Consider the following 26,178-nt stretch of genomic DNA (forward strand, 5'->3'; position numbering starts at 1 on the left):
ACCAAATGATGGCGGCGGGCCGACCACCAGTGGCGGCGGGCCGACCACCAGTGGCGGCGGATAGGCTGAGTGACGGGAAGAGGTCGGGTCCGCGCCCGGCCTTTTTGCTTTGATCGCGGTCTTTGATTGACCAATTGAACAGCCGAAGAGTCGAGGGACACTGCAATGGGCAGGCCAAACTACAAAGTCGGCGACACGATCGTGCTGAAATCCGGCCTCACGCGCACCGCGAAAGCCGAGAAGCGATGCCGAATCGCCAGCATTCTGCCCAACGACCACGGGCATGTGCAATATCGCGTCAGGTTTGACGCCGAGAATTTCGAACGCCGCATCACCGAGGCCGACATCGATACCGGGAAATCACCATGTGAGGCGTCCCCCGAGGCGGTGGCCAAGTCGGACGGCGCCGGGTCCTGGCTCAAACTTTCGAGCATCAGGATTGGGAAATAGTCCCGCGTTTTATTATGGACAGTGCGGCGTCGCCGCCGAAGAAAGGATATCATCTTGCAGGTACTCGTCAGGGATAACAACGTCGATCAGGCACTGCGCGTGCTCAAGAAAAAGATGCAGCGGGAAGGTCTGTTCCGGGAAATGAAAGCGCGCAGCGCCTTCGAGAAGCCCTCCGAGAAACGCGCCCGCGAAAAAGCCGAAGCCATTCGCCGCCAGCGCAAGCTTGCCCGCAAGAAGATGCAGCGTGAGGGCTTGCTGCCGGCGCCGAAAAAGGTTCTCCGCGCCCGCTGATCCCCGGCCGCGGCATCGCGGCCAACGTGAACCACGGCCCGGCCGCTACACCGCGGGCCAACGTGGAACCACGGCCCGCCGTGGGTCGCGGCCGTCCCCGAAATCACGGCCGCGGTATCGCGGCCCGGCCGTGGCTCAATATCGCCAGCACCTGAGAAAGGCGTATATGACTGCCACCAAGGGAGAATTCTTCAATCCCGCCAAGCTGTCACCCCGTGACAAGGCGGAAACCACCGATCAGACGGCCCGCGCCATCATCGCGGCCGAGGCCTCGGCTCGCGACAAGAAGACGGAAAAGCTGAAGGCGATGCGTTTGCAGCAAGAGGCGGAAGCCGGAGCGGAAGCGGTGCCGGCAAAGAAGCGCAGGTCGCCGGCCAAATCCGCTCAGCGGCGGCCGTAATTCGGCGAGCAGGCCCGGGCAGGAGGCTTCAGCCGCCGGCGGCGGCGCCGGCCCGGCCGAGATTGCCGCGCAGCCGATGCAGCATGTCGCGCATCTGCCCCATCTCCTCCAGCGTGCAGCCGGCGGCCTGCCCGATCGCCGTCATGATCGTATCGACCTCTCCCTTCATCACCTGGCCTTTCGGAGTCAGCGACACGATGACCTGCCGCTCGTCGCGCAGGTCGCGGATGCGCTTGATCAGACCGCTTTGCTCCAGCCGTTTTAACAGCGGTGACAGTGTGCCGGAATCAAGGTCCAGCTGTTCGCCGATGGTTTTCACCGGCAGCTCGCTGCGCTCCCACAACACCAGCATCACCAGATATTGCGGATAGGTGAGGCCGACCCTGTCGAGGATCGGTTTATAGGCGCGGGTGAAGGCATGCGCCGTTGCGTAGACGGCGAAACATAGCTGCTTTTCCAGCCGCTTCTCCTCTTCCGGTATTTCGATCGTCTTTGTCGCTTGCGCTTTCATATCATCATCCCCGAGCATGAGGCCGAAAAGTGTGAGCGGTTTTCGGACGACATCATGCTCTCACTTTAACGTAGAGCAGGATTCAGATTTTAGGCCGAGCCGGCCTAAAATCATCCTGTTCTAAGGCGCCGATTGTCCTCTTTCCGATCCCGAAATGCAATTTGCAAAATTCACTTGCGTGCAATTTAATTGCGCGATATAGAAAACCAACCCCGATCGAAGGGCCAACCAAAGGAGATTGTCATGCCTATTCTCTATACGACTCAAGCCTCTGCCACCGGCGGCCGCGCCGGCCGCGCCGTTTCCGATAACGGCGTCCTGGACGTGACGCTGACCGTTCCCAAAGAGCTCGGCGGCGACGGTGCGACCGGCACTAATCCCGAACAGCTCTTCGCTGCCGGCTATTCCGCCTGCTTCCTCGGTGCCCTGAAATTTGTCGCGGGCCAGCAGAAGGTCAAGATTCCGGAGGAAACGACGGTCTCGGCCAAAGTCGGCATTGGCCCGCGCGAAGACGGCACCGGCTTCGGCATCGAAGTGGCGTTGACCGTCAATATCCCCGGCCTCGACCGCGAAACCGCCGAAAAGCTTGCCGCGGCAGCTCACATCGTTTGCCCCTACAGCCACGCCATGCGCACTTCGACCGAAGTTCCGGTCACGGTCGCCTGATTGAGGCGCGCTCAGCAAAACTGCCGGCGACGGCCTTCGACTTTAGCCGGGGCGGTCGCTTTCTGCTGCTGACATGAACGCAGTGCTCGCAGCATGGGTCCTCGGGTCAAGCCCGAGGACGACGGAGCAAGGGGAGGTCTCTCGCCTCCAGCCAATCCTGCTCCTCAATCTCCGTCGTGCTCGGGCTTGACCCGAGCACCTACACTCTGGTCGCATCGCTGGAAACCAAGGATTTCTCGGATCCGAGGCGTGCTCAGTTAGCTCTACTCGGCCATCACCCGCGCTGTAACTCGGCCGGCGCGGCGAGCGGCCGGCTTCGATGCCTCACCACTCATCTCCGACACCGCCTGCAAATCCTGCCGCAGCCGCGTGGCACCGCCATCCGGCAGCCTGTCGTCGAGCGCCGCATGCGTCTCTTTCCAGATAGGCAGCGCTCTTGCCAGCACCGTCTTGCCTTCGCCGGTGAGCACGAGCAGCCGGCCGCGCCGGTCCTTCGGATTTTCTATCACGCTCACCCAGCCCTTGCGCTGTAAGGGCTTCAGCGCCGCCGTCAGCGTCGTCTGGTCCATGGCGAGCAGGGTGGCGACCGGCCCCATCGGCGGCGGCTCCGGCCGGTTCAGCGACATCATCAGTGAAAACTGCCCGTTGGTCAGCCCCGCCGGTCGCAATGCATCGTCGAACAGCCGGGCCAGCGCTCGCGCCGCTCGCTGCGCATGCAGGCAGAGGCAGGTGTCGCGCACCAGCAGCGTTGTAGAAAAAGGAATTTCAACCGAATTTGACATGACCATTTTATATTGATATCAATCTTTCTAGTCAAGCAGAAGGAGATGGGCCGGCTCGCCGGCAGCGCCGGAGGAGGGCGCATTCCATGCAGAACGAAGTTGTTTCCCGCGAGCAATGGCTGGAAGCCCGCCGCGCCCTGCTCTTGAAGGAAAAGGAGGCGACAAAGCTGCGCGACAGCGTCAACGCCGCCCGTATGACGCTGCCCTGGGTGAAGGTCGACAAGGATTACGTCTTCGATACGCCCGAGGGAAAGAAATCGCTTGCCGATCTCTTCGACGGCCGCAGCCAGCTGCTGATCTATCATTTCATGCTCGGCCCGGATTGGGAGGCCGGCTGCCCCGGCTGCTCATTCCTCTCGGATCACGTCGACGGCGCCCTGCCGCATCTCAACCATCACGACGTCACCTGGGTAGCCGTCTCGCGCGCCCCACTTGAGAAGATCGCCGCCTACAAAAGGCGGATGGGCTGGAAATTTCCCTGGGTGTCATCCTTCGGCAGCGATTTCAATTTCGATTATCACGTTTCGTTCAGCCCCGAGGATCTTGCCAAAGACAAGGTCTTCTACAATTTCACTGCTATTGAGCCGGCCGAGGCCCATGACGAACTGCCGGGCCTCAGTGCCTTCTACCGCAACGACAAGGGCGAGGTCTTCCATACCTATTCGAGTTATGCCCGCGGGCCGGAGGAACTGATCGGCACTTTGATGATCCTCGACCGCGCGCCGAAGGGCCGCAACGAGCAGGGCACAATGAATTTCGTGCGCCGCCATGACGAATATGAGGATGCTCAAACGGCGCCATCCTGCTGTCACTGAGCAGGCACATGATGCCGAAATTCGTGGGGCGGTTTCCGGACGACGCCATGCTCTAAGAATAGGGGTCGCCATCACTCAAGGGAGAAGAGGATGATGAAGACGGCTGAAGTGCTGAAGGAACATTCCTTCCTGGAAAGGCTGATCGGCGACTGGAGCGTCACCGCACCCGAGATGGGCGGCGGCGAAGACTGGACGGAGACCGTCCGCTCGCTGCATGGCATCTGGTTCGTCGCCGAAGGGCACGGCCGCATGCCCGACGGCAAGCAGGCCACGACGATCCTGACGCTCGGCTACAACGCCGAAAAGGGCAAATATGTCGGCAGCTGGATCGGCTCGATGATGGACTTCATGTGGGTCTATGAAGGCGAGGTCGATGCCTCCGGCAATGTGCTCGACCTCTATACGACGGGACCCGACTTCAATGGCGAAGGTCTGGCCGATTACCGCGAGCAGATCACCTTCATCAACCCAGATCACCGCACCTTCACCTCCAGCGCCAGACAGGCCGACGGTTCGTGGAAGCAGTTCATGGAAGCGCATTACACCCGCAAGATCTGACCATCGCGGCGCACTCGAAGCGGGGCGCCGACAAAGGGAGAGTATAATGTCTGAGACGCATGGAAAGTTCATCTGGTGCGAATTGATGACACCAGACACCGCGGCTGCCGCGAAATTCTACAGCTCCGTCGTCGGCTGGACCACCTCCGAGATGAAGGTGGAGGGCATGCCGACCTATACGATCTTCCAGGCCAACGGGATCGGCGTTGGCGGTCTGATGGAGTTCCCGGCCGAACTCGAAGGCCAGGGCATTCCGCCGAACTGGACGGGTTATGTCAGCGTCGACGATGTCGACCAGTCGGCAAAGGATTTCGCCGCCAATGGCGGTGCGGTCCGCCGTCCGCCGGAAGACATCCCGACCGTCGGCCGCTTCGCCGTGGTCGCCGATCCGGACGGCGCCGTCATCTGCATCATGACGCCGGCGCCGATGGAGCAGACCTGGCCCGAACTCGCCTTCGACGCGCCGGGCAATATCGGCTGGCGCGAGCTCTATTCCGGCAACGGCAAGGACGCGCTCGCCTTCTATTCCAAGCTGTTCGGCTGGACGAAGGACAGCGAGATGGACATGGGTCCGATGGGCACCTACTACATCTTCGCCCATGGCGGCCGGCAGACCGGCGGCATGATGACCAAGCCGGACAACATGCCGATGCCCTTCTGGTGCTACTATTTCATCGTGCCCACCCTCGATGCCGCGATCGAACGCGTCACCTCGGGCGGCGGCAAGGTCGTTAACGGCCCGATGGAAGTCCCCGGCGGCAGCTGGATCATCCAGGCCACCGACCCGCAGGGCGCCTTCTTCTGCCTGGTGGCGCCGAAGCGGTAGTTGATCCACTTTTGATCGCAAGCGGCCCCCTCATCCGCCTGCCGGCACCTTCTCCCCGAGGGAAGAAGGGATATGCCGCGACGTCTCGATTCCCCTTCTACCCAACGGGGAGAAGGTGCCCGGAGGGCGGATGAGGGGGCCACACGGCACGCCGTAAACAACACATCACCCCGCCACCGAAGCAAAGAACCCTTCTGGGCTCTCCACTTCCACCAGCCGCTTCTTCTCGATCAGCCAGAAGCGGTTGCCGACCGCCCGCACGAAACTGCGGTCGTGCGAGACCAGCAGGCAACTCGCCTCGTGCGCCATCAGCTCGCTTTCGAGCGCTTCCTGTCCCTCGATGTCGAGGTGATTGGTCGGCTCGTCGAGCAGATAGAAATTCGGCTCCGTCAGCCGCAGCACCAGCATGCCGAGCCGCGCCTTCTGGCCGCCGGAAAGCTGGCCGATCGGTTTGGCCTGCATGTCGATCGTCATGCCGGCTCCGGCGAGCAGCGCCCGCGCCCTGTGGTCGCCGACATCGAAACGGCGGATGATCGTGCCGATCGGCGTGTCGCCGTCGGCAAGATCGGCGAGCGCCTGGTCGCCATAGCCGAGAACCAGCGACGGCGTCGCTTTGATCCCGCCCGGCGCCGCCTCCGGCCGTTCGATCGCCTGCTTCAGTATCGTCACCAGCCGCGACTTGCCGGCGCCGTTGAGGCCGAGGAGCACGATCCGGTCACCCTGGCGGATAAATTGCCGGCCGGTCCTGAACAGCAGCGTTTCATCCGGCGTCGTCACCGCCGCATCCTCCAGCGTCACCAGCACCTTGGCATGCGTACCGCGGTTGGTAAGCCGGATGGCGCCGGCCGAGCGCTCCAGATGCGCTGGTTTTGCCGCATCCTCCAGCTTCTCCGCCCGCTGTTTCAACTGCTTCGTCTTAACAACGAGCAGGTCGCTGCCGGAATTGATGCCGATATTGTTGAGCTTGGCGGCCTGTTTGCGCAGCTGTTCCGCCGTCTTCATATCGCGCTCGTAGCGTCGCGCTTCGGCGGCGTCGGCCTCGTCGAGGGCGGCGCGCGCCCTGGAATAGGGGAGGGCAAAGACCGGAGATTGTTCCGGCCGCAGGAACAGAGTCCGGTTGGTCGTCGCATCGAGGAAGGCGCGGTCATGGCTGGAAAGGATCACTGGCACGTCGCGCGGCAGCGCATTCAGCCAGCTTTCCAGCTGCGCGATCTTTTCGAGATCGAGATGGTTGGTCGGCTCGTCGAGCAGAAGCACGTCGGGCTCGCCGACCCAGGCACGGGCCAGCATGGCGAGCCGCTGCCAGCCGCCGCTCAACTGCTGCAGCGGCCGTCGCCGCATGGCCTCCGGCACCTCGAGCGATTCCAGCACGACGTCGACGCGCCAGCTCTCGCTTTCGGCCTGGTCGGCCGGCAGAGCCTGCAGCACCGCATCGTAAAACGCCGTGTCGAAAAGGGCGGCCGGCACATTCTGGGCGACATGGCCGATGGTCAACCCGCGCGCTTTGGTGACCTCGCCCTCGCTCGGCTCGAGCGCGCCGGTGATGCAGGCAAGCAGCGTCGATTTTCCCCGCCCGTTGGCAGCGACGAGACCGATGCGGTCGCCGGCATTGACGACGAGGTTAAGATTGGAAAACAAGGAGTTGCCCAGCGTCACGCCGAGATTGCGGATAGCGATGAGTGTCATGATCGTTCTCTGGTCTTGACCGGGAGTGGGGCATCCGGGGCATCAGCCATCACGGAATTGCGCCTTTCAGGCCCGGGACGTTACAGAAATGCGCGCGCAGCTTGGGATATGGCGCCGCATTGGCCACGAAGGGCAGACCAGGAAGAGATGTCGAGAAACGGTCTCTGGTCAGCCCTGCAAACGCATTTGCAGGGCGTCGACGGGACCACGCTGGCGATGATGCCGGAAGTAAGTTTGCATAGCGTGATCCTCCTTTCTCGAATGGGTTGCAGGATGGAAATACCATTGCCGGCAAAATGAGGCAAGGGAGGCGGCGTCAGAGGGATGCAGGAAGCAATGTTGCGGCGTGCTTCGAGGTTACGCCCTCTCGGGCTTCGCACCCCAGCATGTGGGACGTTGGAGGATGCCGCGCTCATCACCGCAGGCGCGAGAGGTGCGCGCCGCCCCCAAGAGCCTCATACTGAGGCGGCCCGAAGGACGAGACGGGTGCGCTGGCGGGCGGATGCAAGAAGCAGCGCCGAACGTGTCCTCGAGGCTACATCGGAGGATGCCGCGCTCTCATAGCCGGGTAGGGAATGGAAGGCGCCGCTGGCGGAGGGCACTGCCCCCTGAAATCACCCACCCGCATCGCCGCGCGGCAATTGCAGCCGCCGCGTCACGCCGATGTTTTGGAGAAACGTCTGGTCATGGCTGACGACGATGAGCGCCCCGTCATAAGCACGCAGCCCGGCCTCGACCGCGGATATCGAGTCGATGTCGAGATGGTTGGTGGGCTCATCGAGGATTAGCAGCGGCGGCGGCGCGGCGCCGAGCGTGCAGGCAAGGCCGGCGCGCAGCAATTGGCCGCCGCTGAGGGTCGAAACCGTCTGCAATGCCGCATCGGCCCTGAACATGAAGCGGGCAAGTGCTGCCCTACATGTGTTTTCGTCCGCTTGCGGATTGATCCGGCGGAAATTGTCGCGGATCGAGGCCGACGGATCGAGAAGGCCGACCTTCTGATCGAGCATGGCGAAACCGGTCATCACCGCCACCGTGCCGGCCCAGGCTTTCAACTCGCCGGTGATGAGCGCGAGCAAGGTCGTCTTGCCCGAGCCGTTCGGTCCGCTGACGGCGATGCGTTCCGGTCCCGTCACGTCGAAGGACAGATCGGCGATGACGGGTTCATCAGGCTGATAGCCTGCCGTCGCGCCATCGATCTTCAGCACGATCTTGTTTGCCGGCAGCCCCGTCGGCGGCAGGCTCATCGATAGCGGCTGCAGGATCTCGATCTTCTCGCGCGCCGCTTTTGCTTCCTCCAGCGCCTCGGTGCGCCGGCGTTCCGCCAGCCGGGCATTGTCGCCGCCGGTCGTCTCGCTCCGCTCCTTCATGCCGCCGAGCAGGATGCGGGGGATGCCGCCCTTGGCCGCCTTCTTCCGCCCGGCGCTGTCCCGGTGCGCCTGGCGTTCCACCGTAGCCTGCGTCTTCCTTGCGACCTCGGCCATGCGCTTTTCGGCATCGGCGAGGTCATGTTCGGCTGCCGTAAGCTCCAGCGCCTTGCGCTCGCGATAATGGCTCCAGTTGCCGCCGTAACGCGTCGCGCCGAGCGAGGTCAGTTCAACGATCTGATCGACGCTTTCGAGCAATTCCCGGTCATGGCTGACGATGACGGCGCCGGCACGCCAGCCTGAAATCAACGCGATGACGGCCTCGCGGCCCTTTCGGTCGAGATTGTTTGTGGGTTCGTCGAGCAGCAGGAAATCCGGCTCGCTGAAGATGAGCGCGGCAAGCGCGGCCCGTGTACGCTGCCCGCCGGAGAGTGCGGCAAGCAGCGTTTGCGGCTCCGCGTCGAGTCCGGTTCGGTTGAGCGCGGCGGCGATGCGGGCCTCCAGCGACCAGTCCGCCGAGGCAAGCTCGTCGGCCGTTGCCTCGCCGGCTTCGGCACGACGCAGAAGCTTGAGCGCGGCGGCCACGCCGAAGAGATCGGCGATGGTTTCGTCAGCCGCGACCTGAACGCTCTGGCGCAGCACCCCGAGGCGGCCATTGATCGATATCGATCCGGAAAGCGGCCTGATATCGCCGGTGACAAGCTTCAGCAGCGTCGTCTTGCCGACGCCGTTGCGCCCGACGAGACCGCTGCGGTCTCTGCCGAAACTTAAATCGAGATCGGAAAAAAGCGGCCGCCCCTCAGGCGTGGCCCAGGAAATTTGCGAGAGAGTGATGGATGCAGGCATGGTTATGGATTTCCCCGTTGGCAAGGCGAATTGGCATTGCGATCGAGTTGAAATCCATTGCGGCACACATCCTGTTGAAATGGTCGATGGCGGGGAATTTAGGGAAGAAAGGCCGAAGGTTCAAGGCAGGGCAGGTATTCAGGGTGGTCGCGATCGTGCCAGCCTTACACCGGGGCAAAGGAATGGGAATTCGGCGCCCCCTCATCAGCCTTCCGGCATCGATGCGGGTGAACCTCGCGTCTCACCCGTCTTTCGAAGCACAGAGAGGAGGTCGCGACACGTCCCCTTCTCCCCTCGGGGAGAAGTGGCCCGAAGGTCGGATGGGGCTCGGCGCGGACTCTACCGCTTCAAGCTCCCCAATATCCCGCGCACCAATGCCCGACCGACCTGGGTAGCGACCGTTCGCGCGACGCTCTTCATCGCCGCTTCGACCACCGTTTCCCGCTGGTAGCCCGATCGGCCGCGCGACTGCCCGTGGCCCTGGCGGTTGTCGTCATCGCCGCCGAAACCCGGCAGGTTCCAGCCGGAGGTCGTGCCTGGCTGCTCTGCCGTTTCTTCCTGCGCCCGCTTGGCGGCCTCGGCTTCCGCCGCCTTTTTAGCGCGCGCCGCAAGCATTTCGAAGGCGGATTCACGGTCGACGTCTTCGTCATAGATCCCGAGAACCGGGCTCCTGTCCATGACCTGCTGGCGTTCGCTGTCGGTCAGCGGGCCCACGCGGCCGGACGGCGGCCGGATCAGCGTGCGCTCGACGATCGACGGCGCGCCCTTGGCTTCCAGCGTCGAGACCAGCGCCTCGCCGGTACCGAGATTGGTGATGACGGTGGCGCAGTCGAAGGCAGGGTTCGGGCGGAAGGTCTCGGCGGCCGTCTTCACCGCCTTTTGCTCGCGCGGCGAATAGGCGCGCAACGCATGCTGGGCGCGGTTGCCGAGCTGGGCGAGCACCGTTTCCGGCACGTCGAGCGGGTTCTGCGTCACGAAATAGACGCCGACACCCTTGGAGCGGATTAGCCGCACCACCTGCTCGACGCGCTCGACCAAGACCTTCGGTGCATCGTTGAAGAGCAGATGCGCTTCGTCGAAGAAGAAGACCAGCTTCGGCTTGTCGGGATCGCCGACCTCCGGCAGTTCCTCGAACAGCTCCGACAGCAGCCAGAGCAGGAAGGTGGCGTAAAGGCGCGGGTTCATCATCAGCTTGTCGGCGGCAAGCACCGAGATCTGACCATAGCCGTTATTGCTGGTGCGCATGATGTCCGTGATCTTCAGCGCCGGCTCGCCGAAGAAATGCTCCGCACCCTGCTGTTCGAGAACGAGCAGCGCCCGCTGGATCGAGCCGACCGAGGCCTTGGAGATCAACCCGTACTGGGTAGAAAGCGCAGTGGCGTTCTCGCCCATATAGTTGAGCAGCGAGGTGAAATCCTTAAGGTCGAGCAGCGGCAGCCCGGCCTGGTCGGCGATCTTGAAGGCGATGTTGATGACGCCTTCCTGCGGTTCGGAGGCATCCATCAGTCGGGAGAGCAGCAGCGGCCCCATCTCGGCGACGGTGGTGCGTACCCTGTGGCCCTTCTGGCCGAACAGATCCCAGAAGATCACCGGAAACAGGTCGAATTCATAGTCGGCAAAGCCGATCTGCTCGGCCCGTTTGGTGAGGAAGTCCTTGGGTTCGCCCTTGGCGGCGATGCCGGAAAGATCGCCCTTGATGTCGGCCGCAAACACCGGCACGCCGGCCCGGGAAAAGCCTTCCGCCAGCACTTGCAGCGTCACCGTCTTGCCGGTGCCGGTGGCGCCGGTGACGAGGCCGTGGCGGTTGCCGAATTTCAGGTCGAGATATTCCGGCTTGTTGATGCTATCGTCGGGATTGCGGCTCGCGCCGATGAAAATCTTGCCGTCCTCGATCATCCGCAACTCTCCCTTCGGCGCCCGCGCCATTTGTTGAGAAGGCTTGGGCTTGCGCCGCCTTCATCGAACCATCGTTTCACTGTTATAAGCAGGCGGAAGCATGCGGACAACTGTTTGCATGGAAAGCAAAACCGCCGTTTGAAAGCGCAGCTTGAGTTGCGATCGAACTTCGAATAACGTTGACGTTAACGTCAAAAGGAGGCTGACATGAATGAAATTGTAACCCAGATCGCCGATCGCGTGGGTATTGCGCCGGATCTGGCCGAAAAGGCGCTCGGCATGATGCTCGGCTTCCTGCAGCGCGAGGCGGCAGACGGCCCAGTCGCGCGGATGATCGAGGCGATCCCCGGCGGCGCTGATCTCGTCGCCCAGTTCAACGGCGCCGGTGCCGGCGGTGGCGGCCTGCTTGGCGGGCTGATGAGCTCTCTCGGCGGTGGCGGCATCATGGGCCTCGGCCAGCAGCTGATGGGCGAGGGCCTCGGCATGGGCGAGATCACTTCGCTCGCCAAGGAAACCATCGCCATTGCCAAGCAATATGCCGGCGAAGAGGTCGTCGACGAAGTCGTCGCCTCGGTTCCGGGGCTCAGCCAGTTCGTTTGAACGTTGGCGGAACAGAGGAGCCTCGCGGTATTCGCTGCGAGGCTTTTCTATTTGTCAGCGCCCCGAAGGAGAGCTGCATGACCGTCTGGCGCCCGCCGCAGCAGATCAGAGTGAAAGTGATCGGCCTCGCCTGGAGGCAAGATCGGCTGCTCGCCGCGGAAGTGGAGGATGACGGCGGCCGCATCAAGGGCATTCGCCCGCTCGGCGGCTCGATCGAATTCGGCGAAACGCGCGAACAGGCCCTGCACCGCGAAATCCGGGAGGAGCTCGAAACGGCGATCCGCATCGTCGGCCCCTGGCATCTGCTCGAAAACATCTTCGAGCATCATGGCGTGACCGGTCACGAATTCATCTTCGCCGCCGATATCGAGCTGGCCGAGAAAACCCTCTACGATCGTGACGAAATCCGCTATTCCGAGCTGGACGAGACAGCGGCGATGGCGCGCTGGTTCGGCCGCGACACGGTGCGCGATGCCGGCCTCGATCTTTATCCGACAGGCCTCGAGACGGTGCGGTCACGCTGGCGCGATTAAGCCCGAGCAGGCGTTTCCCCGCAGCCGGTAGTCTGTTCGCCAAACTTTGATCGCCGACGCCCGTTCCGTTGGGAACAAGCAAAGCCGGATCGCTGTTTCTGTCTCATCGCCGACACCAGAAGGAACAGCATCATGCGCAGGTTTATTGCAGCAACGTCGATTGCTCTCCTCAGCCTCTCCACGCCGGTCCTCGCCCAGTCGAACATGGGCATGGATGCCAGCGGCCGGATCGACGGCACGCCGCCGCTGGGTACGTCGCCGGGCGCCGAGACACAAAGGGGGCTGGTCATCCCGCTCGATTCGATCGAAACCGGCAGCATCGACAACGGCGCCCCGAGCGGCCGCGTCGACTGGGCGCGCTGCCCGCCGCCCAAGGCCCGGGGCGCGCTGGCCACCGAAGGCGGCAAAAGCGGCGCCTCCGTCAGCCCCGCATGCCGTGAAGGTCGATAAAGGGGAAGGGCGCTATTTGCCGTTCTTCGCCTCGCTGTGCAGGATGACGCCGAGTTCATGCCATTTGCGTCCGTCGCGCTCGATGAGGCGGTCGGCGCAGGCCGGCCCCATGCTGCCCGGGGCGTAAGTCTCGGGCATGCTCTCGTCCTTTGCCCAGATGTCCAGGAAGGGCTGCACCGCCGCCCAGCCGGCCTCGATGCCGTCGGCGCGCTGGAAGAGCGTCTGGTCACCGATGAAGAGGTCGTAGAGCAGCGATTCATAGCCTGTGGTCTTGCCGATATCGAACTTGTCGGCATAGCGGAAGTCGAGGGAAACCGGCGTGGTATCGACCGAAAGCCCCGGCGACTTGATCGAGATCTCCATGCTCATGCCCTCATCCGGCTGAACCTGGATCACTAGCCGGTTCGGCGGCAGGCGGCGATTGACCTCGGTCTCGCGGAACTGCGCGAAGGGCACCGGCTGGAAGGTGATGACGATCTCGGTGTCGCGCGCCGTGAGCGCCTTGCCGGTTCTCAGATAGAAGGGTACGCCCGCCCAGCGCCAGGTATCGGCATAGAGCTTCAGCGCCACATAAGTCTCGGTTCGGCTGTCCGGCGAGACGTCATTGGTGTCGCGATAGGCAGGAAGCTCGACGCCGTTGAGCCGGCCGGCCGTATAGGCGCCGCGCACGCCGTGCGTTTTTGCCTCCTCTGGCGTGTAGATGCGCAGCGCCTTCAGCACCTTGCTTTTCTCGTTGCGGATCGCTTCGGCGTCGAAGCTGTTCGGCGGCTCCATGGCGATCATCGCCAGCAGCTGGAAGAGATGGTTCGGCACCATGTCGCGCAGCGCGCCTGTGGCATCGTAGAATTTGCCGCGGCTGCCGACATCGACGATCTCGGTGGCGGTGATCTGCACATGATCGATATAGCGGCTGTTCCACAGTGACTCGATTATCATATTGGCAAAACGCGCCGTCATCAGGTTCTGCACCGTCTCCTTGCCGAGGAAATGGTCGAGCCGGTAGACTTGGCTTTCCTCGATCTGGGCGAGGATCTGGGCATTCAGCGCCCGTGCCGAGGCAAGGTCGGTGCCGAATGGCTTCTCGATGGCGACACGGCGGAAGGTGCCATCCTTCTCGTCGGTCAGGCCATGGGCGGCGAGCTTCTCGACGATCGAACCGAAGAAGGACGGCGGCACGGCAAGATAGAAGGCGGCATTGGCATCCGGCCCCAGACGCTTGCCGATCTCGAGGAAAATTTCGTCCTTGGTGAAATCACCCGATGTGTAGCTTATGCGCCGGCGCAGGCTCTCCCAGGCTTCGTCCTTGACCGACTGCTCATCGGCGTTGAGGTGGTTGAGGAATGCGTCGAGCCGCCCGCGCAGGAATTCATCGTCGCCCGGCTCGATGCCGATGCCGAGAATACTGAGATCCTCACCGACGAGGCGCTGGCGCGTCAGGTTGATGATCGCCGGCACCAGGAGGCGGCGCGTCAGATCGCCCGTGGCGCCGAAGATGACGAGGGTGACCGGCGGGGTGGGGGCAGCGTTCATGTGTCATCTCCGAGATTTGTGTCCGACTATAAAGCCTGCCGCTTCCGCCGCAACATAGGCGGCGAGGGGTAACAGGCATTTGACATTACGGGCCAGCAGTGCCCAGACCCGCTGGTTGCGAGAGGTGTGCAATGTCATGGTTGGCGCCCGATCAATTAAACAGCCCTCAGTTATGGACGAGCGAAGCATAGAACCAGTCGATGAAGACACGGACGATCGGCGTCGCATGAGCCTCGGTTCGGCATGCCACATAGACCGCGTCGTTGGCCGGAACCGTAAGGTCGAATGGCGCGATCAGCTCGCCCCGTGCGATCATGTGCGCGGTGGTGATATTGTCGCCGAGCGCCACGCCATGGCCGTGCATGGCCGCCTCGATCGACAGGCGCGCGTCGCTCATCATGTGCTGGCGCGCCGGCATCGCAACGCCGGCGGCCGCAAGCCAGGTGTTCCATTCATTGCCGCGATCGGCGTTCAGGAGCATGTGGTCGCGCAGATCGCGCAGGGAACGCAGCGGCCGCCTGTTCATGAGTGCCGGGCTGACGACAGGGAAGAGCTCCATCCGGCTCCACAGGCGCGACCAATAATTGGGCCAATTGCCGCTGCCGTAGAGAATGCACAGGTCGACATCCGGGGAGCTCAGATTGTTCGGGTCATTCGAGGCGCGCAGGTCGAGCTGGATGTCGGGATATTGATCGGTGAACTCCTGCAGCCGCGGCATCAGCCAGAGCGACAGCACTGCCGCAACGCAGGTCACCCGTAGCGTGCCGCCGGTCGCTGGCCGGGTCATCGCGGCTTTCGCTGCTGCGATCTCCGAAAACGCGTTGGAGACGACCGGCATCAACAATGCGCCCTGGCTTGTCAGCTTCAGCCATTTGCCGCCGCGCTCGAACAGGCGCACGCCGAGAGATTCCTCCAATGTGCGTATCTGATGGCTGATAGCGCCGTGGGTGACATTCAGCTCGCGGCTCGCGGCGGAAACCGATCCATGACGGGCAGTGGCCTCAAAGGCGCGTAGCGGGTTGAGTGGCGGAAGGCGGCTGGACATGATGGACCTGTGAGAAAAACTCGCACGAAACTGCATATTAATATCAATTGATTTTCCAGCAAGCTTGCCGTTCAATGATCGAAAGAAGCCATCGGGACTCTGCCGCAGAGCTGCAGCCGAGGACGACTGAATTCCATATCTGATAGCAGCATCATCGCACTCGAGAAGGCCGCCATGTCCTGGAATGAAACCAAGCTTTCCGAACTCCGAACCAAATATGGCGAGAGCCACGGCGGGGAGCTGCACGACCCCGAGTTCCGCAAGGTGGCCGAGAAGATCTTCAACAAGAGCGGCACCCGGCTCGCGCCCTATTCAGGCATCCCGACATTCCTCTCCGCCCCGCTCATGCAGGTCGACAACGAAAACCCGGACTTCGGCGACTTGCAGGTGGCGATCCTCGGCGTGCCGATGGATCTTGGCGTGACCAATCGCCCGGGCTCGCGCTTCGGGCCGCGCGCGCTACGCGCCATTGAGCGCATCGGGCCTTACAATCACGTGCTCGGCTGCGCGCCGGTTCAGGAACTGCGCGTGGCAGACATTGGCGACGTGGCGTTTCAGAGCCGCTACCGGCTGGAATTGTCGCACGAGGATATCGAAAAACGCGTGGCGCAGATCGTGGCGGCAGGCGTTCTGCCGCTCTCCGTAGGCGGCGACCACTCGATCACTCATCCGATTCTGCGCGCCGTCGGCAAGGAACGGCCAGTCGGCATGATCCATATCGACGCCCATTGCGATACCGGCGGCGCTTACGATCTGACCAAGTTCCACCACGGCGGCCCGTTCCGCAACACGGTGCTGGACGGTGTGCTCGACCCGACGCGCGTGGTTCAGATCGGCATTCGCGGCTCGGCCGAGTATCTCTGGGAGTTTTCTTACGCCTCGGGCATGACGGTGATCCATGCCGAGGAGATCTCAGCGATCGGCATCCCTGCGATTATCGAAAAGGCGAAGGCCGTCATCGGCGACGGGCCGACCTATCTTTCCTTCGATATCGACAGCCTGGATCCGTCCTTCGCCCCGGGCACCGGCACGCCGGAGATCGGTGGGTTCACCACCCGCGAAGTCCTTGAGCTGATACGCGGCTTCAAGGGCGTGAACCTGGTCGGCGGCGATGTCGTCGAGGTCGCGCCGCAGTATGACGCGACCACCAACACGGCTCATGCGGGCGCGCAGATGCTGTTCGAAATATTGAGCCTGATGGTGTTCAGCCCGGCAATCCGCCGCGCAGCCTGACGGCCTTGGCCGCAGCTCAAGGCGGCCCGGAATGACAAGAAGGCTGCAAAGGCCTCGATTTAATTGACAGAGGGAAGCGGCGGCGCCGCATCGGTGAGGAGAATGACCATGACGAAGTTGACAATGAACCGCCGCACCGTGCTCGGCGTCGGCATCGGTGCGGGCGTTGCCATGCTGGCAATGCCGCATGTGCTGCGCGCCCAGGACAAGTCGCTGAAGGTCGGCGTTTATGGCGGCTACTTCAAGAACTCGTTCGACAAGAACATCTTTCCGGAGTTCACCAAGGCAACCGGCATCGCAGTTGAATCCATCGCAGAGCCGACCGGCGAGGCCTGGCTGGTGCAGATGCAGCAGGCAGCCCAGGCAGGCCAGGCGCCGGCAGACGTTTCGATGATGTCGCAGGTGGCGATGCGCAAGGGGCAGGCCACAGAACTATGGGCTCCGCTCGACATTGCCAAGATCAAGAATTCCAGCAATCTGCTTGAGCGCTTCATCAACAAATATCCGGATGGCCGGGTTGCCGGCATCGGGGCAGTCTCGTGGTTCATCACGCTGGTAACCAACACCGATGTTTACAAGGAAGCGCCGACAAGTTGGACCGCACTGTGGGATCCCGCCAATGCCGACAAGCTTGGTCTGCTGGCACTCGTCTCCAACTCATTCCTGCTCGATGTGACGGCAAAGACCTATTTCGGCGGCGCACAAGCGCTCGACACCGAGGAGAACATCCTCAAGGTGTTCGCCAAGCTGGCCGAGCTGAAGCCGAATGTCCGCCTGTGGTATCGCGACGAGGCGCAGTTCGAACAGGCGCTAAAGTCGGGCGAAATCCCGATGGGACAGTATTATCATGACGTGACCGGCCTCGCCGCCGCGGACGGCCAGCCCGTTCGCTCGACCTTCCCGAAGGAGGGCGGCATTCAGGACGCAGGCTCCTGGGCGCTGTCGAAGGCGTCGAAGAAGACGGAAGAGGCGCATATCTTCATCGACTATATGTGTCAGCCGTCTGTCCAGGCTGTGCTGTCACGCAAGGTAGGCACGTCGCCAACGGTCAAGCGCGAAACGACCGACCTGAACGAGAAGGAATTTGCGGCGGTTTCTTCCGACATCGAACCGATTATTCCGCATTACGACATGTACACCTCCAAGGCCGACTGGCTGAACGAGAAGTGGACGGAAATGATCGCCGGCTGACACTGATCGTTCTTTCGCGGGCCTCGTCGGGGGCCCGCCCATCCGGTTAGGAAGAGGCATATGTCGGGACTCACGCTACAGAATATCGTCAAGGAATTCGGCGCCTTTCGCGCCGTCGACAATGTCGACCTGACGGTGCCGCACGGCGCGTTCGTCTGTCTGCTCGGCCCTTCCGGCTGCGGCAAGACAACCTTACTGCGCATGATCGCAGGTCTCGATCTGCCGACAGCGGGCCGCGTCACGCTCAATGGAAACGACATCACCAGGACGCCGACGCACCAGCGCGAGCTTGGCATGGTCTTCCAGTCGCTGGCGCTGTTCCCGCACCTGACTGTTGGCGAGAATATCGCCTATCCACTGCGCATTCGCGGCCGTTCCAAGGAAGAGCAGGCGAAGCGGGTCGAAGAGCTGCTGGCGATGATCTATTTGCCGGGTTACGCCGATCGCGCCGTGTCGAAACTCTCTGGCGGCCAGAGGCAGCGCGTCGCGATCGCAAGGGCACTGGCGATTTCGCCAAAACTCTTCCTGCTCGACGAGCCGCTATCGGCGCTCGACGCCAAGTTGCGCGAAGCCATGCAGGTGGAGCTCCGCCAGCTTCATCAGCGGCTCGGCATCACCACGATTGCCGTGACGCACGACCAGCGTGAGGCGATGACCATGGCCGATACGGTCGTGGTCATGAACGGCGGTCAGATACGCCAGGCGGCGTCGCCGACCGAAATTTATCGTCGACCGGCAGACAGCTTCGTCGCTGATTTCATCGGCCAGACAAATCTGGTCGAAGCCAGGCGAGAGGGCGGCGCGGTCAATATACTGGGGCAGCCAGTCACCGCCCTGTCGCTGTCGGCGGGCGTCGAGCGCGCCACGCTCTCGATCCGGCCGGAAGATGTACGCCTGGGCCCGCCGAAGGCCGGTGCACTGACGGGCGAGGTCACCTTTGTGCGCGATCTGGGCGGGGTCATCGAAACCTTTGTCAATGTCGGCGGTCAGCAGTTCATTGCGGTCTCTACGCCGCGCGAGCGCCCTGACGTCGCGGTGGGTCAGAAGGTGGGTATTGCGCTCACCGACAAGGACTGCGTGGTGCTCGAGCAATGAGACGCGATGCCCCGCGGACGCTTGGCGACTATGCCCCACTAGCCTTCCCGGCGATCATGCTGATCGTCTTCTTTGTCGTGCCTTTCGGCACGATGATTTCCGTCAGCTTCTTCAAGCGCCAGCAGGGCGGCTTCTACACGCCTGATTTTGTCTTCGACAATTATGTCCGCTTCCTCTCGGCCTTCTTCGGCGGCGTGCTCAGCTTCTCGCTGATCCTTGCGATTGCGGTGGCCGTTATGTGTGTCGTTCTGGCCCTGCCTTTCACATATCTGCTGATCCGGATGAAGCGGAGCACCCAGGTGGTCTGGCTGGTCGCACTCCTTTCGATCCTGTCCCTGTCCGAGGTAATCATCGGTTTCGCCTGGTCGACGCTGTTTTCGCGCACGGCCGGCATCACCAACCTGTTCGTGTGGCTCGGCCTCATGCAGCAACCAGTCGCCCTAACGCCGAGCGTCGGCGCCGTATTCACCGGCATGGTCTATCAGGCCTTCCCCTATACGGTCCTGGTGCTCTACCCGGCGCTGGTGCGGCTTGATCCAACCCTGTCTGAGGCCGCGCGCACGCTCGGCGCTTCGCCTGTCAAAGCCTTCTTCACCGTTGTAGTGCCGGCGCTGCGCGATACGATCGTCGCCACGCTGATCATGGTCTTCATCTTCGCGCTCGGGTCCTATCTGTTGCCGCAACTGCTCGGCCGCCCGCAGCACTGGACGCTTTCCGTGCACATTACCGACCAGGCGATCTATCAATCGAACATGCCCTTCGCGGCTGCGATGGCGGTGTTCCTGGTGTTGGTGACGCTGGGCCTTGTCGCGCTGACCCTTCTCGTTGGCCGCCGGGGAGGGGCCCTCGCATGACCATTCTCCGCAACGTTTTTTTCGGGCTGGTCGGGCTGTTTCTGGCTCTGCCGCTGATCGTCGTCGCCGGCGTGTCGGTCAACGCCAAGCAGAGCCTCACCTTCCCACCGCAAGGCTTCTCGCTCGGCTGGTACGGTCAGATCTTTCTCGACATGGAATGGCGCAACGCGCTAATCGCGTCACTTGTACTGGCGCTGTCGTCGGCGGCGCTGGCGGTGCTGATCGCCTTGCCGCTCGCCTGGTTCCTTTGGCGCCGCTACGCGCCCTGGGCCAACATCTTCCAGTTGCTTGGCGTGGCGCCCTTTACCCTGCCGCCGGTTATCACGGCGCTTGGCCTGCTGACTTTCTGGGCCACGACCGGATTTTACGGCCAGCCCTGGACGGCGGTGATCGGCCACGCCATCTTCTTCGTCACGCTGCCGCTGGTGACCATTTCGCTCGGCTTTTCGGCCATCGACCGCTCGCTCGTGGAGGCCGCCTCGACCTTGGGCGGCGATGATCGTGCCGTGTTCCGAACCGTTGTTCTGCCACTGATCTCGCCTTACATCGTGTCCGGCTATGCTTTTGCCTTTGTGCTGTCGCTCAACGAATATATCGTTGCCTACATGACGGTCGGTTTCACGCTGGAAACGCTGCCGATCAAGATCTTCAATTCGCTGCGTTACGGCTACACGCCGACCATGGCGGCGGTGACGGTCCTGTTTGTGGCGACGGCAGCGATCGTCTTCAGTCTCGTCGCACGCTTCGGCGACCTGCCGAAACTGCTGGGCGCGATGACCTCCAGCGAACCCTGATCGAGGCAATCCGTCGCCGCGACGGAACGCAAGGGCGTCCTGCTGTTTGCCTCTGCCGCCATGGGCGTCGCGGCGGCGATCATTTGATGAACATCCTGAAAGTCGCACTAACGGCAACGATGGCGCAACTGGGCTGCAGGACAGTTGAAGACTTTGCCGCGTGTGGCGCTCAAAGAAGGCAGGGCGGCGAAAACCGAGCTTAATTTCGGATGGAGAATCGCATGACTGAAGCCGTTATGATGAGCGTGGAAGCCCTGCAAAATCGAGTCCTTGCCATCTTCGAGCGCGCAGGATTGAACAAGATCCAGGCGGCGGCTCTGGCGCATGTCATCGTGGCCGGAGAACGCGATGCCTGCAAGTCGCACGGCATTTACCGCATCGAGGGTGCGCTGCGCACGGTAAAGGCCGGCAAGGTGAAGCCCGATGCCGTTCCTGCTCTCGCGCCGGATGACGGCAGCGCCATCGTCAGAGTCGATGCGCAGGGCGGTTTCGCCAATGCGGCGTTTGAACTCGGCGTACCCGCGCTGGCGGAACGCGCAACGCGGCTCGGCATCGCCGCCATGGTCATCAACGACTGCTCGCATTTCTCGGCCCTGTGGCCAGAGGTCGAGGCGGTAACCGCGCGCGGTCTGGCAGCATTGGCGATGTGCCCGAGCTATGCGACGGTTGCCCCATCCGGAGGCAGCAAGCCTCTGCTCGGCACCAATCCGTTTGCCTTCGGCTGGCCTCGCAAGGACCAGCCGCCCTATGTGTTCGATTTTGCCACTTCGGTGGCCGCCCGCGGCGAGATCGAACTGCACCGCCGCGCCGGCAAGCAACTGCCGGAAGGTTGGGCGATTGATGCTGCCGGCAATCCAACCACTGACCCGGTTGCTGCCCTCGAAGGTGCAATGATGCCCTTCGGCGGCCACAAGGGGTCCGCCATCGCCACCATGATAGAGTTGCTCGCCGGCATCATGATCGGCGATCTCACCAGCCCCGAGGTTCTAGACTACCTCGGCACGACGATCTTGGCGCCGTTCCATGGCGAACTGATCATTGCAATGTCACCCGAAGCCTTCGCCAAAGGCCGCCCCGGCGACCCATTCGCGCGCGCCGAAGTGCTCTTCGAAACGATCGTCGGACAAGGTGCGCGGCTTCCGTCGCAGCGCCGCTTCGCCGCGCGCATCCAATCGGAAGCCAAAGGTATCAGCCTGACCGCAGCTGAGATTGCCCAACTGGATGCGCTGTTGGCGGGCGGATTGGCTGCCGTTAACTAGACGAATGCACGTTGCCCGGAAATGTGCAGCGGCTCCGCGGGCAGCGACAAATTGATCGACACAAGCTGCGAAACCATTGGTGCGAGCGAGCATCCGGCCGCAGCCGGCTATTTCTTCACCGCTACCATGAAAATCCGCGGGAACCGCAGCAGCACCCGCCCGTCCGACAGCTTCGGATAGGCCCTTTCCACCCGTTCCCGATAATCGGCCAGGAATGCCTCGCGATGTCTCTCGCCGGCATGGGCGAGATAGGGCATCAGCCCGGTGCCTTTCACCCATTCGACGACCGCCGCCGCATCCGCCATCGGGTGATTGTAGATGGTGTGCCAGATATCTATGCGCGCCGCCTTGGCAATCAGCCTGGAATAATAGGCGGAGGGCGGAGCCAATGGCTGGCGGCGCACGCCCTTTTCCTCGAAGGCGGCCTTCCACGGGCCGGCATGGGCGCTCTCTTCCATCGCCAGATGCGAGGGTTCGCCGAGATTGTCGGGCATCTGCACGGCAAGAACGCCGCCTTTCGAAAGGCCGTCCATCAGCCGCTCGAAAATGTCGAGATGATCGGGAAGCCACTGGAAGACGGCATTGGCAAAGAGCAGATCGGCGGGTTCCTTCGGCTGCCAGCTGCCAAGATCCGCCTCGACGAAGGCGGTGCCGGGAAGCCGCTTGCGGGCCGCCTCGAGCATATTGACGTCGCTGTCGAGCCCGGAGACGCCTTCGGCGCCATAACGCTCGATGATGAGTTCGGTCGAATTGCCTGGCCCGCAGCCGAGGTCGACGGCGCGGCCGATGCTCTGCAGCGGCACCTGCGCCAGGAGATCACGCGCCGGTCGCGTGCGCTCGTCCTCGAATTTCACATATTGGCTGGCGGACCATGCCATGGCGTACCTCCCGATGTCAGACCACATTTCCCGTGGCGGATGCCGATCCTGTCGGTGTCCCTTCGTCGAGCTCGACGATCTCAAGGCGCCGGCTTTCACGCCGCAGACACAAGTATCTTGTCCACGCGCCTGCCGTCGAGATCGATGACTTCAAAGCGCCATCCGTCTCGCGTGAAGCTCTCACCCAGTTCCGGCAGATGTTTCAGCTCTTCCAGCACCAGGCCGGCCACAGTCTGATATTCGAGATCGTCGTCGAGCTTGAGATTCAGGAATTCGGCGAATTCGTCGATCGGCGTCCAGCCGGACACCAGGTAGGAGCCGTCGTCGCGGCGAGCGATGGCCTGCTCGTCGACCGGCCCCTCCTGCAGAGCGCCCATGATCGCTTCCAGAATGTCGCCCGACGAAACAATTCCCTCGAAATGGCCGTACTCGTCAAAAACCAGCACCATGTGTACCGACGATTTCCGGATCGCTTCGATCACATGAATGGCGGTTGAAAGGTCTGAAACCACAGGTACGTCTTGCGTCAGGGCCTTGATATCGACACTGCCGTGTTCGGACATCGAATCGTAGAAATCCTTGACCGGAAGAATGCCGATTACCTCGTCCGAACTGCCTTTTCGAACGGGCAGCCGAGACCGCTTCGTCCGGTGCAGCTGAGCGCGAATTTCGTCAAGGCTGTCGTCGATATCGATGATTTCGACGTCGCGCCGGGGCGTCATAAGCGCCCGGGCGGTGCGATCCGCCAGCCGCATGACGCCTGAAATCATCGCGGACTCTTCGCTTTCGATCACGCCCGCGGACTGCGCCTCGGCCAGAACTGTCTTGATCTCCTCGTCGGAGACGTTATCGCCGCTTTTTCCTGTCTGGCCCAGCAGCTTGAGAACCAGGTTTCCGGAGGCGTTCAGAAGCCACACGAGGGGCAGGGCGATTCTTGAAAGCACCGCCATGGCGGGTGCGACCTTCGCCGCGACTGCTTCGGGTTCCCGCAACGCGATCTGCTTCGGAACAAGTTCGCCGACGATGAGAGAGAGATAGGTGATCGCCACGACGACCGAACCGACGCCGACAGCGTCGGCAGCCGCCGCCGACATTCCCTGTGCTTCCAGCCATCCGGACAGACGGCCGCCGAGCGTGGCCCCTGAGAAGGCGCCTGAGAGAACGCCGACCAGGGTGATGCCGATCTGAACCGTGGAGAGAAAGCGGCCGGGGTTTTCGGCAAGTTTGATGGCCTGGGCCGCACCCTTGCTGCCATTGTCGGAGAGAACCTTCAGGCGGGCTGTTCGAGAAGACACGACAGCCAGCTCAGACATGGCGAGCACACCATTGAGAATGGTGAGAAACGCCACAATTCCAATTTCCAGAAACACAGGGACCCTATTCGTTATTAATCAGGCGACGCGGCGAGGCGTTCGACGAGGCTATATATACGCATCGCCGATCGTCTTCCATCGTCGTTTAAGATCGATGTCGGTTCCCTCAGTCTTTGGAAATGCCTGAGACGGCAAGCGCGAACCAGGCGGAAGGTCTCATCACGCCGCCAGGATGGTAATCCCATAGGCATTGGCGGCCGCCGTCATGCGGGCGATGGTTTCCCCCGAAGGGCTGGTCTGCGGTGGCTCGCTTGCGCCTTCCGCTTCGATGAATTCAGCCATGTCGCGATCGACGACAGCGGAAAACACCGCCGGAACGTTTCCGCGGTTGGCGTAGCCGTGCACCATGAAGGGCGCGATGGTGACGATGTCGCCGGCGCCGGCCTCGATCTCCTCGGGGCCGTTGTCGGTCAGCCGCCAGATCGTCAGGCATCCCTCAAGGATGCGGAACACCTCAGGGCCTGCATGAGCATGTTTCGGGGTCCGGCTGCCTGATGGCACGGTGACGTCGAAGACGTTGAGCCAGTTTCCGCGGATACGAACCCGTCGCTCGACCCGGTCGCCGAGGACGAAGAAGCGCTTTGCGTCGTCGCTGGCATGCGTTTTCACAAATGAGTTGGACATCATGTCTCCTTCTTCTTGATTTTTGTTTGCGCGGCAGCCGTTAAAGCTTGCCGCCGCCTTTGACAACAGCCCTGTCGTCGTGGCTGGCGACGATCTCCGTCGGCAAGCCGGCGACGGCGATATCGGTGCCGCCGGCCATTTTCGCAAGGCCCGCCGGCTGCGACAAATATGCGGAGGCCGCATTTCCGGCCGCCCGCGCCTAATTCCGGCGACACAGAAGAGGCGCACAGAACGCGGCGGCTGTTCCGGCCGTCCGACGCCACTGGAGCCTCGGCGAAGGCTCGATCCATTGGCGCGCGCTCTTTGCAGTCCGAAGGACGGGCGAGACCCGCGGCTCGCCCAGGCTGGTGCCCGAAGGGTCGGATGAGGGGGCCACACGGCAAATCCTATCTATTGCTCTTCGCTTGCGCTCAGCGCATCGCGGCTTCGCCGCGCACCCCCTCATCTGCCTGCCGGCACCTTCTCCCCGCTGGGGAGAAGAGGCGTGTAGCACTCGCCTGCTTCCCTCTTCAGTCGGAGGAAGAGATAAACGCCGTTTTCTGCCTCCCGTGCTTGCCACAGGCGAGAGGCCGGACTTCTCTCACGAAAACTGCGTGATGACGCTGATTCCCGTCCCCTCCGCCTTGTCGAGCACCATCAGCGCCGGCACGGCCTCCTCGAGGCTGATGCGCCGTCCGATCAGTTTCTGCGGGGCGATCTTGCCGGCTGCCAGCATCGACAGCATGGCGTCGTAGCGCCAGGCCTGTATGCCGTGGCTGCCGTAGATCTCCAGCTCGTTGCTGATCACTTGAGCCATCGGGATTTGCGGCGTCGCGTGCTCGGCAAGCATCAGCCCCACCTGCACGTGACGTCCGCGGCGGCGCAGGTTCTTGATCGAGTTGAAGCAGGTGGTGGGATGGCCGAGCGCGTCGATCGAGACATGCGCGCCGCCCTTGGTGATCTCGCGCACCGCCTCGGCCACGTCGGCAACGCTTGAGGCATTGACCGTCGCCACCGCCCCGCAGCCGCGCGCGAAGGCGAGTTTCTCCTCCGATATGTCGATGCCGATCGCATTGGCGCCGAGCGCAGTGGCGATCATGATCGCCGACAAGCCGACGCCGCCGCAGCCATGCACGGCGATCCATTCGCCGGGTCCGGTGCGCGCATGGTCGGCGACGGCGCGAAACGAGGTGGCGAAGCGGCAGCCGAGGCTTGCCGCCGTCGCATCGTCGATCGTATCCGGCAGATGCACCAGATTGGTGTCGGCATAGTCGATCGCCACATATTCGGCAAAGGAGCCCCAATGGGTGAAGCCCGGCTGGAACTGGTTCGGGCAGATCTGCTGGTTGCCGGAGTGGCATTCGCTGCAATGGCCGCAGCCGGAAACGAAGGGCACGGTCACCCGGTCGCCCACCTTGAAGCGCATCACGCCGCGGCCGGTGGCGACGACTTTTCCGGCAAGCTCGTGCCCCGGCACGTGCGGCAGGCGGATATCGGGATCGTGCCCCATCCAGCCGTGCCAGTCGCTGCGGCAGAGCCCGCTGGCGCCGACCGCTATGACGACGCCATCCTCTGTCGGCGTCGGATCGGGGAGGGTGCGGATTTCGGGGGCCTGCTCGAATGCTTCGTAATACATGGCTTTCACCGGC

At 62.8% G+C, this 26,178-nt stretch carries 27 protein-coding genes; 16 read left to right on the forward strand and 11 right to left on the reverse strand.

The window, feature by feature from the left end; genetic code table 11:
• The first annotated feature begins 165 nt into the window (after positions 1 to 165).
• From PYR71_RS19520 to PYR71_RS19530, 3 genes are all read left to right on the forward strand, one after another.
• Positions 166 to 450, forward strand: a complete 285-nt coding sequence (locus tag PYR71_RS19520) for a cold-shock protein (protein ID WP_097582792.1) — start codon at positions 166 to 168, stop codon at positions 448 to 450.
• Between the two features lie 54 nt (positions 451 to 504).
• Positions 505 to 741 (forward strand): 30S ribosomal protein S21, encoded by a 237-nt coding sequence (gene rpsU / locus PYR71_RS19525; RefSeq protein WP_009996690.1) that lies wholly within the window; start codon positions 505 to 507, stop codon positions 739 to 741.
• 166 nt (positions 742 to 907) lie between these two features.
• A complete protein-coding gene (locus PYR71_RS19530) occupies positions 908 to 1,141 on the forward strand; it encodes a hypothetical protein (RefSeq protein WP_183919831.1) in 234 nt (77 codons plus the stop codon).
• Between the two features lie 28 nt (positions 1,142 to 1,169).
• Here PYR71_RS19530 and PYR71_RS19535 read toward each other — a convergent pair whose 3' ends face one another.
• Positions 1,170 to 1,652: a MarR family winged helix-turn-helix transcriptional regulator gene (locus PYR71_RS19535; protein ID WP_275620530.1), complete on the reverse strand. Its 483-nt coding sequence runs from the start codon at positions 1,650 to 1,652 to the stop codon at positions 1,170 to 1,172.
• A gap of 243 nt (positions 1,653 to 1,895) precedes the next feature.
• Between PYR71_RS19535 and PYR71_RS19540 the strand changes: the two genes are divergently transcribed.
• The gene (locus tag PYR71_RS19540) at positions 1,896 to 2,318 is read left to right on the forward strand and encodes an organic hydroperoxide resistance protein (RefSeq protein ID WP_038687646.1); all 423 of its coding nucleotides are present in this window, start codon (positions 1,896 to 1,898) and stop codon (positions 2,316 to 2,318) included.
• 263 nt (positions 2,319 to 2,581) lie between these two features.
• Here the strand turns inward: PYR71_RS19540 and PYR71_RS19545 are convergent, their stop codons facing one another.
• On the reverse strand, positions 2,582 to 3,100 hold the full coding sequence (locus tag PYR71_RS19545) for a MarR family winged helix-turn-helix transcriptional regulator (protein WP_183919825.1): 519 nt from the start codon (positions 3,098 to 3,100) through the stop codon (positions 2,582 to 2,584).
• 86 nt (positions 3,101 to 3,186) lie between these two features.
• Between PYR71_RS19545 and PYR71_RS19550 the strand changes: the two genes are divergently transcribed.
• From PYR71_RS19550 to PYR71_RS19560, 3 genes are all read left to right on the forward strand, one after another.
• Complete coding sequence (locus tag PYR71_RS19550; protein ID WP_183919823.1) at positions 3,187 to 3,915, forward strand: DUF899 domain-containing protein; 729 nt, start codon at positions 3,187 to 3,189, stop codon at positions 3,913 to 3,915.
• Between the two features lie 90 nt (positions 3,916 to 4,005).
• Positions 4,006 to 4,473, forward strand: coding sequence for a DUF1579 domain-containing protein (locus PYR71_RS19555; RefSeq protein WP_275620531.1), 468 nt, complete (start codon positions 4,006 to 4,008; stop codon positions 4,471 to 4,473).
• A gap of 46 nt (positions 4,474 to 4,519) precedes the next feature.
• Entirely contained in the window at positions 4,520 to 5,299 is a 780-nt protein-coding gene (locus PYR71_RS19560) for a VOC family protein (RefSeq protein WP_275620532.1), read from the forward strand.
• A gap of 165 nt (positions 5,300 to 5,464) precedes the next feature.
• On the opposite strand, the gene PYR71_RS19565 is transcribed toward PYR71_RS19560, so the two are convergent.
• The 3 genes from PYR71_RS19565 to PYR71_RS19575 all read right to left on the reverse strand — a co-directional run bounded on the left by PYR71_RS19565 (position 5,465) and on the right by PYR71_RS19575 (position 11,091).
• The gene (locus PYR71_RS19565; RefSeq protein WP_275620533.1) at positions 5,465 to 6,985 is read right to left on the reverse strand and encodes an ABC-F family ATP-binding cassette domain-containing protein; all 1,521 of its coding nucleotides are present in this window, start codon (positions 6,983 to 6,985) and stop codon (positions 5,465 to 5,467) included.
• Between the two features lie 614 nt (positions 6,986 to 7,599).
• Positions 7,600 to 9,195 carry an ABC-F family ATP-binding cassette domain-containing protein gene (locus PYR71_RS19570; RefSeq protein WP_275620534.1) on the reverse strand — a complete coding sequence of 532 codons (1,596 nt, stop codon included), beginning with the start codon at positions 9,193 to 9,195 and terminating at the stop codon, positions 7,600 to 7,602.
• A gap of 339 nt (positions 9,196 to 9,534) precedes the next feature.
• The gene (locus PYR71_RS19575) at positions 9,535 to 11,091 is read right to left on the reverse strand and encodes a helicase HerA-like C-terminal domain-containing protein (protein ID WP_275620535.1); all 1,557 of its coding nucleotides are present in this window, start codon (positions 11,089 to 11,091) and stop codon (positions 9,535 to 9,537) included.
• 207 nt (positions 11,092 to 11,298) lie between these two features.
• On the opposite strand from PYR71_RS19575, the gene PYR71_RS19580 reads away from it, so the two are divergent.
• The 3 genes from PYR71_RS19580 (at position 11,299) to PYR71_RS19590 (ending at position 12,674) form a co-directional block, all read left to right on the forward strand.
• The gene (locus PYR71_RS19580) at positions 11,299 to 11,691 is read left to right on the forward strand and encodes a hypothetical protein (RefSeq protein WP_004679798.1); all 393 of its coding nucleotides are present in this window, start codon (positions 11,299 to 11,301) and stop codon (positions 11,689 to 11,691) included.
• Positions 11,692 to 11,768: 77 nt separating this feature from the next.
• A complete protein-coding gene (locus tag PYR71_RS19585; protein WP_275620536.1) occupies positions 11,769 to 12,224 on the forward strand; it encodes an NUDIX hydrolase in 456 nt (151 codons plus the stop codon).
• A 132-nt stretch (positions 12,225 to 12,356) separates the two neighbouring features.
• Positions 12,357 to 12,674, forward strand: coding sequence for a hypothetical protein (locus PYR71_RS19590; protein ID WP_275620537.1), 318 nt, complete (start codon positions 12,357 to 12,359; stop codon positions 12,672 to 12,674).
• A 12-nt stretch (positions 12,675 to 12,686) separates the two neighbouring features.
• Here the strand turns inward: PYR71_RS19590 and zwf are convergent, their stop codons facing one another.
• Both zwf and PYR71_RS19600 read right to left on the reverse strand, forming a co-directional pair.
• Positions 12,687 to 14,204 (reverse strand): glucose-6-phosphate dehydrogenase, encoded by a 1,518-nt coding sequence (zwf, locus tag PYR71_RS19595; RefSeq protein ID WP_275620538.1) that lies wholly within the window; start codon positions 14,202 to 14,204, stop codon positions 12,687 to 12,689.
• A gap of 166 nt (positions 14,205 to 14,370) precedes the next feature.
• Positions 14,371 to 15,249 (reverse strand): LysR substrate-binding domain-containing protein, encoded by an 879-nt coding sequence (locus PYR71_RS19600; protein WP_183919805.1) that lies wholly within the window; start codon positions 15,247 to 15,249, stop codon positions 14,371 to 14,373.
• A gap of 174 nt (positions 15,250 to 15,423) precedes the next feature.
• Here PYR71_RS19600 and speB point away from each other — a divergent pair, with 174 nt between their 5' ends.
• The 6 genes from speB (at position 15,424) to PYR71_RS19630 (ending at position 21,675) form a co-directional block, all read left to right on the forward strand.
• Complete coding sequence (gene speB / locus PYR71_RS19605; RefSeq protein ID WP_275620539.1) at positions 15,424 to 16,482, forward strand: agmatinase; 1,059 nt, start codon at positions 15,424 to 15,426, stop codon at positions 16,480 to 16,482.
• Positions 16,483 to 16,590: 108 nt separating this feature from the next.
• Positions 16,591 to 17,673 carry an ABC transporter substrate-binding protein gene (locus PYR71_RS19610; RefSeq protein ID WP_183919800.1) on the forward strand — a complete coding sequence of 361 codons (1,083 nt, stop codon included), beginning with the start codon at positions 16,591 to 16,593 and terminating at the stop codon, positions 17,671 to 17,673.
• 60 nt (positions 17,674 to 17,733) lie between these two features.
• Positions 17,734 to 18,768, forward strand: a complete 1,035-nt coding sequence (locus PYR71_RS19615) for an ABC transporter ATP-binding protein (RefSeq protein ID WP_275620540.1) — start codon at positions 17,734 to 17,736, stop codon at positions 18,766 to 18,768.
• Complete coding sequence (locus PYR71_RS19620) at positions 18,765 to 19,622, forward strand: ABC transporter permease (protein ID WP_275620541.1); 858 nt, start codon at positions 18,765 to 18,767, stop codon at positions 19,620 to 19,622. The genes PYR71_RS19615 and PYR71_RS19620 overlap by 4 nt, the downstream gene beginning before the upstream one ends.
• On the forward strand, positions 19,619 to 20,416 hold the full coding sequence (locus tag PYR71_RS19625; RefSeq protein ID WP_275620542.1) for an ABC transporter permease: 798 nt from the start codon (positions 19,619 to 19,621) through the stop codon (positions 20,414 to 20,416). Before PYR71_RS19620 ends, PYR71_RS19625 begins: the two co-directional genes overlap by 4 nt.
• Before the next feature lie 221 nt (positions 20,417 to 20,637).
• On the forward strand, positions 20,638 to 21,675 hold the full coding sequence (locus PYR71_RS19630; protein WP_096765031.1) for an Ldh family oxidoreductase: 1,038 nt from the start codon (positions 20,638 to 20,640) through the stop codon (positions 21,673 to 21,675).
• Positions 21,676 to 21,782: 107 nt separating this feature from the next.
• Here the strand turns inward: PYR71_RS19630 and tam are convergent, their stop codons facing one another.
• The 4 genes from tam to PYR71_RS19650 all read right to left on the reverse strand — a co-directional run bounded on the left by tam (position 21,783) and on the right by PYR71_RS19650 (position 26,174).
• Entirely contained in the window at positions 21,783 to 22,553 is a 771-nt protein-coding gene (tam, locus tag PYR71_RS19635) for a trans-aconitate 2-methyltransferase (RefSeq protein WP_275620543.1), read from the reverse strand.
• Positions 22,554 to 22,648: 95 nt separating this feature from the next.
• On the reverse strand, positions 22,649 to 23,923 hold the full coding sequence (locus PYR71_RS19640; RefSeq protein ID WP_275620544.1) for a hemolysin family protein: 1,275 nt from the start codon (positions 23,921 to 23,923) through the stop codon (positions 22,649 to 22,651).
• A 162-nt stretch (positions 23,924 to 24,085) separates the two neighbouring features.
• A complete protein-coding gene (locus PYR71_RS19645; protein WP_275620545.1) occupies positions 24,086 to 24,553 on the reverse strand; it encodes a cupin domain-containing protein in 468 nt (155 codons plus the stop codon).
• 577 nt (positions 24,554 to 25,130) lie between these two features.
• The gene (locus PYR71_RS19650; RefSeq protein ID WP_275620546.1) at positions 25,131 to 26,174 is read right to left on the reverse strand and encodes a zinc-dependent alcohol dehydrogenase family protein; all 1,044 of its coding nucleotides are present in this window, start codon (positions 26,172 to 26,174) and stop codon (positions 25,131 to 25,133) included.
• Positions 26,175 to 26,178: the final 4 nt, after the last annotated feature.

Source organism: Rhizobium mulingense, from assembly GCF_029194105.1.
GTDB lineage: Bacteria > Pseudomonadota > Alphaproteobacteria > Rhizobiales > Rhizobiaceae > Rhizobium > Rhizobium mulingense.